Here is a 2,590-nt window from a genome sequence, read left to right on the forward strand (position 1 = left end):
GGCGAAGGACTGGATGGCCACTCCCAGACGCTATCGCATCTCGATAGTATCGCCTAGCGAGGGCATGCGTCCATCTGGACGTATACACGCGCACAGCTCGTCGGAACGACGAGTCAGCGCACGGTGATCCTCAGGCGTGCCGGGAAGCGCTCGCCGACGGTCACCTCGGTGACGTCCGCGGCATCCGGGTCGAGGGCGTCGAGGTCGGGGGTCACCGACAGCTGCTCGGCCAAGGTCTCGCCGGTCAGCAGGTCGCGGTGGTTCAGCACCGACCGGTAGACGAACTCGGCACCGGTGACCTCGAGCGAGATCCGGTCCGAGACCTCGAGGCCTGCGTCCCGGCGCGCCTGCTGCACGGCCCGCACCAGGTCACGGGCGGTGCCCTCCATCTCGAGCTCGGGCGTGACGTCGGTGTCGAGCACGACGAATCCGCCACCGGGCAGCATCGCCGTGGCGTGGGACCCGGCCTGCTCGGCGTCGACGACCGTCTCGACGACGTACTCACCCTCGACGAGCGCGAGCCCGCCCGAGGTCACCGTGCCGTCCTCGGCCACCGACCAGTCACCGGTCTTGCTGCCCTTGATCGCGGTCTGCACGTCGCGACCCAGGCGTGGCCCGGCGGCCCGGGCGTTCACGACGAGGCGCTGGCTGATGCCGAAGTCGGACCCGTGGGCGTCCGCGACGTCGAGCACCGTCACGGCCTTGACGTTGAGCTCGTCAGCGATGATGCCGGCGAACGGCGCCAACCCGTCCGGGGCCGCGGTGACGACGGTGAGCTCCGGCAGCGGCAGGCGCACGCGCAGCTTCTCGGCCTTGCGCAGCGACGAGCCCGTCGAGCACACGGCGCGCACGGCATCCATCGCGGCGACGAGGTCGTCGTCAGCCGGCAGCGCGGCGGCATCCGGCCAGTCGGCCAGGTGCACCGAGCGACCGCCGGTGAGCCCGCGCCAGATCTCCTCGGTGACCAGGGGCAGGAGCGGGGCCGACACCCGGGTCAGCACCTCGAGCACCGTGTAGAGCGTGTCGAAGGCGGCCTCGGTGGCCGAGGAGTCGCCGGAACCGCTGTCCCAGAAGCGCTCGCGCGACCGGCGGATGTACCAGTTGGTCATCACGTCGACGAACTGGCGCACCGACTCGCACGCACCCGGGATGTCGTAGGTGTCCATCTGGCCCTGCACCGTCTCGACGAGCCCACGCAGCTTGGCGAGCAGGTAGCGGTCGAGCGGGTCGGTGGAGGCGGTCGACCACGTCGCGGTGTACCCCGCTCCCCCGTTCGCCGCGTTGGCGTACAGGCTGAAGAAGTACCAGCTGTTCCACAGCGGGATGAGCACCTGGCGCACCCCCTCGCGGATGCCCTCCTCGGTGACGACGAGGTTGCTGCCGCGCAGGATGCCGCTGGACATGAGGAACCAGCGCATCGCGTCGGCGCCGTCGCGGTTGAACACCTCGCTCACGTCGGGGTAGTTCTTCAGCGACTTGCTCATCTTCTGGCCGTCGGAGCCCAGGACGATGCCGTGGCTGACGCACGAGGAGAACGCGGGCCGGTCGAACAGTGCGGTCGCGAGCACGTGCAGCGTGTAGAACCAGCCGCGGGTCTGCCCGATGTACTCGACGATGAAGTCGCCCGGGAAGTGGTGCTCGAACCAGTCGGCGTTCTCGAACGGGTAGTGCACCTGCGCGAACGACATCGACCCGGAGTCGAACCACACGTCGAGCACGTCCTCGACGCGGCGCATCGTGGAGTTGCCGGTGGGGTCGTCGGGGTTGGGGCGGGTCAGGTGGTCGACGAACGGGCGGTGCAGGTCGGGCTCACCGTGCTCGTTGAGGGGCAGGCGCCCGAAGTCGCGCTCGAGCTCGGCGAACGAGCCGTAGACGTCGATGCGCGGGTAGGCCGGGTCGTCCGAGCGCCACACCGGGATCGGGCTGCCCCAGAACCGGTTCCGCGAGATCGACCAGTCGCGGGCGTTCTCCAGCCACTTGCCGAACTGGCCGTCCTTGACGTGCTCGGGCACCCAGGTGATCTCCTGGTTGAGCTCGACCATGCGGTCCTTGAACGCCGTGACCTCGACGAACCACGACGACACCGCCATGTAGATGAGGGGCTCGCGGCAGCGCCAGCAGTGCGGGTAGCTGTGGTCGTAGGTCTCGCGGCGCACCAGGACGGTGCCCGGCGTGACCGAGGCGTGCTCCCCCTCGCCGTGGGTGGCGGCCTTGAGGTGCTCGATGATGAGGGCGTTGGACTCGAAGACGTGCAGGCCCTCGTAGTCGTTGACCGGGTAGGTGAAGCGGCCGTCGGGGCCCACGGGCACCACCGGGGCGATGCCGTACTGGTCGGTCAGCTGCTTGTCCTCCTCACCGAACGCCGGCGCGATGTGGACGATGCCGGTGCCGTCCTCGGTCGTCACGTAGTCGGCGGCCAGCACCACGTGCGAGTTCGGGTGGCCGGCGTAGTACGAGAACGGCGGCGTGTACGACCGGCCGACCAGGTCAGCCCCGGTGAGCCGCTCGACGACCCGCTCCGCGGCATCCGCCCCCAGCTCGCGCGTGTAGGCAGCCAGGCGCGCCTCGGCGAGCAGGTACCGCTCGGTGC

At 69.8% G+C, this 2,590-nt stretch carries 1 protein-coding gene; it reads right to left on the bottom strand.

Features of this window, described 5'->3' with window-relative positions:
• Nucleotides 1-113: 113 nt before the first annotated feature.
• The coding region (locus PLL68_RS13765) for an isoleucine--tRNA ligase (protein WP_324535026.1) at nucleotides 114-2,590 on the bottom strand (2,477 nt) is incomplete at its 5' end.

Origin of the sequence: Ornithinibacter sp., from assembly GCF_035443565.1 — a bacterium.
Classification (GTDB): Bacteria; Actinomycetota; Actinomycetes; order Actinomycetales; family Dermatophilaceae; genus Fodinibacter.